The sequence below is a fragment of the Salegentibacter sp. genome, assembly GCF_041642575.1.
GTDB lineage: Bacteria > Bacteroidota > Bacteroidia > Flavobacteriales > Flavobacteriaceae > Salegentibacter.
The window spans coordinates 23374-30090 of record NZ_JBEPWD010000022.1 but is presented as its reverse complement, the minus strand read 5'-3'; the positions used below and the strand labels follow the sequence as shown (position 1 = coordinate 30090).

5 protein-coding genes and 1 pseudogene are annotated in these 6717 nt (G+C 39.5%); 1 reads left to right on the top strand and 5 read right to left on the bottom strand.

The window, feature by feature from the left end:
• From ACESK1_RS05775 to ACESK1_RS05765, 3 genes and pseudogenes are all read right to left on the bottom strand, one after another.
• A pseudogene (locus ACESK1_RS05775) lies at nucleotides 1–371 on the bottom strand (glycosyl transferase family 1); the annotation flags it as partial.
• 5 nt (nucleotides 372–376) lie between these two features.
• A complete protein-coding gene (locus ACESK1_RS05770) occupies nucleotides 377–2794 on the bottom strand; it encodes a YfhO family protein (protein ID WP_372918834.1) in 2418 nt (805 codons plus the stop codon).
• Between the two features lie 26 nt (nucleotides 2795–2820).
• On the bottom strand, nucleotides 2821–3096 hold the full coding sequence (locus ACESK1_RS05765) for a DUF4834 family protein (protein ID WP_372918832.1): 276 nt from the start codon (nucleotides 3094–3096) through the stop codon (nucleotides 2821–2823).
• Between the two features lie 107 nt (nucleotides 3097–3203).
• Between ACESK1_RS05765 and ACESK1_RS05760 the strand changes: the two genes are divergently transcribed.
• Nucleotides 3204–4157 (top strand): transporter, encoded by a 954-nt coding sequence (locus tag ACESK1_RS05760; protein ID WP_372918830.1) that lies wholly within the window; start codon nucleotides 3204–3206, stop codon nucleotides 4155–4157.
• A gap of 68 nt (nucleotides 4158–4225) precedes the next feature.
• On the opposite strand, the gene ACESK1_RS05755 is transcribed toward ACESK1_RS05760, so the two are convergent.
• Both ACESK1_RS05755 and ACESK1_RS05750 read right to left on the bottom strand, forming a co-directional pair.
• A complete protein-coding gene (locus ACESK1_RS05755) occupies nucleotides 4226–5488 on the bottom strand; it encodes an aminotransferase class I/II-fold pyridoxal phosphate-dependent enzyme (protein WP_372918828.1) in 1263 nt (420 codons plus the stop codon).
• A gap of 142 nt (nucleotides 5489–5630) precedes the next feature.
• Nucleotides 5631–6671 carry a PLP-dependent cysteine synthase family protein gene (locus tag ACESK1_RS05750; RefSeq protein WP_372918826.1) on the bottom strand — a complete coding sequence of 347 codons (1041 nt, stop codon included), beginning with the start codon at nucleotides 6669–6671 and terminating at the stop codon, nucleotides 5631–5633.
• Between the last annotated feature and the right edge of the window lie 46 nt (nucleotides 6672–6717).

The window sequence follows — 6717 nt, the reverse complement described above, 5'->3', positions numbered from 1 at the left end:
GATGGTTTTATCCAGAATTTACGGGCGTCGGGAATGAAAAAATTCCCCCGAACATACAGCATAAGGCGCTGTAAAACCCCCTGATTTTTCTCTTCGGAAATTATGCCTGAACTAATGGTTTCAGTTTCCTTTTTTGAAAAAATACCAGCCAGACTATAAGGCTCAAGTATTCTTCGTTTTATTATCTGAAGGTTCTCAGGAACCTCGGCTTCCAGATTTTCATCTATTATTGGATATGCAGGATTTTCCGGAACGTAAACAACAGGTTCTATCTCAAATTCACGAAGATATTTTACAAATTTCAACCATCGCTGAACTCCGGGTCCACCAGCCGGTGGCCAGTAATATGTAATGATTAAAACCTTTTTCATATCAGTTAATCCTTACGGCGAAATCCGTAGAATAATCCACCAAGAATTGCAAGTACCAGAACAATAGAACTAGCCAGGGCAATACCACTTCCGGTATTCACCACTTCAGGCTCAAATCTAAAGGTGATTTCGTGATTCCCCGCAGGAACTTCCATGGCTCTCAACACGTAATTAACCCTGAAATGTTCTACAGGTTCCCCATCTAAATAAGCCTGCCAGCCCGGTTTATAATACATTTCTGAAAAAACTGCAAGTTGCTGCTCATCCGATTGAAATTCATAAACCATTTCATTTGGCGAGGCACTTATCAAATCTATTTCTCCACTTCCACTCCATTGCGATTTTTCAGGTGCGATTTCCTTAAATTTTTCATCGGAAATAGCAACATTTTGAAGGTCTGTCTCCGCTAATTTCAGGATCTCTTCATTAGCATCAGCAACCCACTCCAGCTCATTAACCAGCCAGGCATTACCATAAGCAGCGGGATTTTGCTGAGTTTGCGGTTCACCACCTTCCGCCGGAACAATAAAGTATTTTACATTCAGCATATTGAGGATATCCATATTGTTTTGGGAAATATAAAAATCAAACAGATCCTGCATACGGCCCGGTTTAGCAGCATGATAACCACCAACGCTATTATGAAAATATGATGTTCTACCAGTATTAAATGGGCTTCCACTTACATCGAAAACGCGGTAATGCGATTCATCCTGTAAAATTTGTAGATCGGCCTCTGTAGGTTGGAAAGGCTCGTCCATTTGCTTCGCATTTACAAAATCATCATTATTCACATAACGACGATCCACCCCTACCAAATCGAATAAAATTAAGATCGCAAATGCGCCAATAAGAAGGTTTTCTTTGATTTTGCCTTTGAGATAAAACCAAATAAGACCAAAACATAAACCTACCAGAATAAGACTTCTAATCGCATCTGCGGTAAAAATCTCCTTACGGTCTTCTTTTAATGCTCGCATAAAATCCATCCCTAATTGTTGTCTCAACCCGGCATCAGAAGCGCCGGCGAAATCAAAAAGCACCGATTTAAAAAGCAGGAAGAATAAGGCCAGACCTCCGGTAATAATCCCAGCCCATTTTAAAGCGTATTCTTTTTTATCAACTGAAATTTCTTTCGAAAATAATCGGGATAATCCCACTATGGCCAAAACAGGAACACAGAGTTCAATGATAACCTGAATAGACGAAACTGCCCTGAATTTATTATAGAGAGGAACAAAATCAATAAAGAATTCCGTCAGAAATTCGAAATTTTTCCCCCATGAGAGCAGTAAAGCCAAAACACTTCCACCAATGATCCACCATTTAAGCCGACCTCTTATTAGAAAAAGGGCAAAAACAAAAAAGAATAACACTGTGGCGCCAATATATGCAGGTGCCCCAACAAAAGGCTGATCGCCCCAGTATGTTGGAGCGTTTTCAGCGAAATCGGCAGCTTGAGCAGGAGATGCTCCTAATTCAATTATCGCCTGGTAAATATTGGAGTCTTCATCCAATTTTTCAGCATTGGAACCTCCCATAAATCTTGGAATAAACAGGTTGAAGGTCTCGACTATTCCATAACTGTATTCCGTGATATAGGAATAATCAAGGCCGCTTCCGGTTGCTTCAGACCCATCAGGTTCAATCGTGAGACCGGTATCCCCTCTGGTACTAAACTGAGTGTATTCCTGCGTTGCGAGTAAATTGGTCGCATTAGCTCCAATGGCTACAATTACAGCCACAACCATTACTCCCAAAGCCTTAAAATACTGTGGAATCAAGCCCTTTCTGAAAGCATCAACGAGATAGGCAATTCCAAGTACAATTACCAGCAAAAGCAAATAATAGGTCATTTGGAAATGATTAGCCCCGATTTCTAGAGCCATTGCAATAGCAAGTAAGATAAATCCAGCCCAGAACTTCTGCCTGAAGGTGAGAATAATCCCTCCCAAAACCATTGGCATATAAGCAATCGCATGAGCTTTGGCATTATGGCCTACCCCAAGAATGATTATAAGATAAGTTGAAAATCCAAAAGCGAGCGCGCCTAAAAATGCGAGTTTAAAGTCTAATTTTAAGGTAAGTAAGAGTATATAAAAACCTAAAAAATACAGAAATAGATAATCTGCAGGTCTTGGAAGAAAACGCAGGACTGAGTCCAGTTTTTTCACATAATTATGCGGATAATTAGCACCAAGCTGATAGGTAGGCATACCGCCAAATGCAGCATTGGTCCAATAAGGTTCCTCCCCGGTTTCAGCCCGAAAATCATTTTGCTCTTTTGCCATTCCGGTATACTGAACGATGTCGCTCTGGAAGATCTTTTTCCCCTGAAGAACAGGGCTAAAATATAAGAGAGATATTATTATGAAACCAAGAAAAACAACAATATGAGGGAGATACTGCTTGTACTGAGCCATCAAAACATTTTTTAGTAGGCTCGAAATTAATCAATTTCTTCGTAATCGATGTATTCTCCTACTTTTTTGTTGGATCTGCGATTTTTTACTGAAGATTTATCTACGCTAACTTTAGGCTCCTTTCTTTGAGATTTAAAAGGTTCCTGCTGATTAAACTGTTGCTGAAACTGTTTTCCTACCTTGCGCATAAAATATTTGAGGATCAACGGGCCAAACCAACGAATCAGAATTTTAATCCCGAAGTATACTAACAGGATTATTAAGATCGTTTTCAGAACAGCTGTAAAAGATGCTTCTAACATTTAAGGGCTTTTTGCAAAAATAAAAATTAGGCTGTACAATCACAGGTATTACAATCCTAAATTAATAATAAAATCTTCTATATTTGATATATTAAAGACACCTGAATATGCTAAAAAAAACGGTTTTCTTTCTGATTATTTTCTTTCTGGGTTTACAAACCAAAGCTCAATATACCGAAACTATTAATTCCAACCGACCGGGAGAGTCGCAGGGTGCCTTTGCGGTAGGAAAAAATGTGCTTCAACTTGAAGCGGGAGGGTTTCTGGGTAATAATAACCATTCCCTGTTTTATACCGACACCGATATTCTGGGAGCAAGTTATGGGTTAAGATTTGGGTTTTTAACCGAGATCCTGGAATTAAATTTCTTCGGATCTTTTCAACATGAACAAACCCTACTTTCCCGTGGGGTCATAGAGGAAGAATATGAGCGGGCTAATTTTCCGCAGAACACTATCGGAGCTAAATTTCTGGTTTTTGATCCTAATAAGAGTTTAGAAGATGTTAAACCGAACTTATACAGCTGGAAAGCGAACCAGGGATTTAAATGGAGAACATTAATTCCAGCATTATCTGTCTATGCAGGCGCTAATTTTTCCTGGTGGGACAATCCTTATATGTACGAAGGAGAATCTGGAATAAGTCCGAAAGTTGCAATTATCACTCAAAACAACTGGGGCCGATGGGTATTGGTGCTCAATTTGATCGCCGATAAGTTCACTGAAGAATATCCCACTTATGCCGGTATAGCGACCCTTACCCATGCCATTACTCCAAGATTTGCAGTCTTTGGGGAATACCAGGGATTGGTAAGTGATATCTACGCCGATGATCTGTTCAGAGGTGGCGCAGCTTACCTATTCGGAAAGGATTTCCAGTTGGATATTTCTGGATTAATTAATGCTAAAGACACTCCTTCCCGCTGGCAGGTGGCCGCCGGAATTTCCTATAGATTAGATATGCACCAGGATGAAGAATATATTGAAGAAGAGGGAAAAAGCAGGATGCGCTATGAAGATGGTGATTTCATAGAAAAAAACGATGGAGATGAATTAAATTAGTCTTTTTAATTAAGAATATAAAAAAAGGTGGCTGAGATCAGCCACCTTTTTTGTTCTAAAATATTTTTCTATTTCCCAGACATCGCTGCTTCAACCGCAGCAGATAACCTTTTGTAAGTTCCGTTTTCGAGGCGCTCTCTTATCGCAGTAAAGGCGACCAGGGTTTCGTCGATATCTTTCATGGTATGACTAGCAGTAGGAATCATTCTAAGCAAAATCAATCCTTTAGGGATCACTGGATAAACAACAATCGAGCAGAATATTCCGTGGTTTTCTCTAAGGTCTTTTACAAGAGCCATAGCCTCAGGAATACTTCCTTTCAAGTAAACCGGGGTCACACAACTTTGCGTAGTTCCTATGTCAAACCCTTTATCTTTTAAGCCATTTTGAAGGGCGTTTACATTTTCCCAAAGCTTATCTTTAAGTTCAGGCATGGTGCGCAACATTTCCAAACGCTTCAATGCCCCAACTACAAGTTGCATTTGAAGAGATTTGGCGAACATCTGCGAACGCAGGTTGTATTTCAAATAATCAATAATTTCCTTATCGGCTGCGATAAATGCACCGGTACTGGCCATTGCCTTAGCAAAAGTAGCGAAGTACACATCTATTTCATCCTGAACGCCTTGTTCTTCTCCGGCTCCGGCTCCTGTTTTTCCGAGGGTTCCAAAACCATGGGCATCATCAACAAAAAGTCTGAAATTATATTTTTTCTTCAGTTCAACAATTTCTTTAAGTCTCCCTTGTTCGCCACGCATTCCAAAAACACCTTCAGAAATAAGCAAAATTCCACCTCCGGTTTGCTCCGCTATTTTAGTGGCTCGTTGCAGGTTCTTTTCGATACTTTCCATATCGTTATGCTTGTAAGTGAAGCGTTGTCCAAGGTGAAGTCTTACCCCGTCAATAATGCAGGCGTGAGCATCAACATCATAAACAATAACATCGGCTTTAGAAACGAGAGCATCTATAGTAGAAACCATACCCTGATATCCGAAGTTAAGAAGGTAGGCAGACTGTTTATGTACAAAGGAAGCCAACTCGTCTTCAAGACGCTCATGAAGGCTAGTGTGCCCACTCATCATTCTGGCACCCATAGGATATGCAGAACCGTATTCGGCAGCAGCCTCGGCATCAACTTTTCTTACTTCAGGATGATTAGAAAGACCTAAATAATCGTTTATACTCCATGTGATAACATCTTTCCCTCTAAACTTCATTCTATTTGAAATTGGGCCTTCTAACTTTGGGAATACAAAATAGCCCTCGGCCTGCTCTGCCCATTTTCCTAATGGTCCTTTATCTTTATAAATTTTATCAAATAAGTCTCTCATCGATGTTTTTTTAACTAGCCGCAAAAATACTTAAAATAGAATCAACTGTACAAAGTTATTTTTTGGACTTAATTTAACATAAAAACAAAGGCATCCCGTGCTCCGGGATGCCTTGATATTTTCGCTGTATGTTATCAAAATTTTACTTTATGAATTCAATCGCCTGTGCAGCGGCTTCATTCTGAGTATCAAAAAAGCCTTGCTCATTCATCCAGTTATCATTGTAGATCTTGCTCATATATCTTGAACCATGATCCGGAAAAATAAGCACTACTTTACTGTTTTCATCAAACTCACCTTCCTCGGCAACTTGTTTAAGGCCTTGCATTGCAGCACCACTGGTATAACCTACAAATAAACCTTCGGTTTTTGCCAGTTCACGTGCTGTATGCGCGCTTTCCTCATCGGTCACTTTTACAAACTTATCGATAGCTTCGAAATCTGTAGCAGTTGGGATAAGGTTTTTGCCCAATCCTTCTATGCGGTACGGATAAATCTCTTCAGCATCAAATTCTTTGGTTTCGTGATATTTCTTAAGAACTGAGCCATAGGCATCAATTCCTATAATCTTAATTTCGGGGTTTTGTTCCTTTAAGTAGCGGGCGGTTCCTGAAATTGTACCTCCTGTACCACTACACGCAATTAAATGGGTTATTTTTCCTTCAGTTTGTTTCCAGATCTCAGGTCCGGTGCTTTTAAAATGAGCATCCATATTAAGCTCATTGAAGTACTGATTGATATAAACCGACCCTTTAATCTCCTGATGTAATCTTTTGGCCACCTCATAATAAGAACGAGGATCATCTGCTGCGACGTGAGCCGGGCAAACATAAACCTTAGCTCCCATAGTCTTCAACATATCGATCTTGTCATTGGAAGATTTTGAACTTACTGCCAAAATACATTCATAACCTTTAATAATGCTCACCATGGCAATACTAAAACCGGTATTTCCTGAAGTGGTTTCAATTATAGTATCACCGGGTTTTAGAATCCCTTTTTTTTCGGCTTCTTCGATGATGTATAATGCGATGCGATCTTTGGTGGAGTGTCCCGGATTAAAGGCTTCTACTTTTGCGAAAAAATCGCCTTTAATTCCTTTTGTGATTTTTTTAAGTTGAATGAGCGGCGTATTACCTATTAATTGTAACACGTTATCATAAACTTGCAATTCTTCTTTCATAAATGAAGTTCTTTACAAAATTAATTTACTGAATTTTCAATATTGA

What these genes read in the sequence shown, in the direction of transcription:
- ACESK1_RS05770 (WP_372918834.1), bottom strand. Translation starts at nt 2,794, where the DNA reads ATGGCTCAGTACAAGCAGTATCTCCCTCATATTGTTGTTTTTCTTGGT.
- ACESK1_RS05765 (WP_372918832.1), bottom strand. Translation starts at nt 3,096, where the DNA reads ATGTTAGAAGCATCTTTTACAGCTGTTCTGAAAACGATCTTAATAATC.
- ACESK1_RS05760 (WP_372918830.1), top strand. Translation starts at nt 3,204, where the DNA reads ATGCTAAAAAAAACGGTTTTCTTTCTGATTATTTTCTTTCTGGGTTTA.
- ACESK1_RS05755 (WP_372918828.1), bottom strand. Translation starts at nt 5,488, where the DNA reads ATGAGAGACTTATTTGATAAAATTTATAAAGATAAAGGACCATTAGGA.
- ACESK1_RS05750 (WP_372918826.1), bottom strand. Translation starts at nt 6,671, where the DNA reads ATGAAAGAAGAATTGCAAGTTTATGATAACGTGTTACAATTAATAGGT.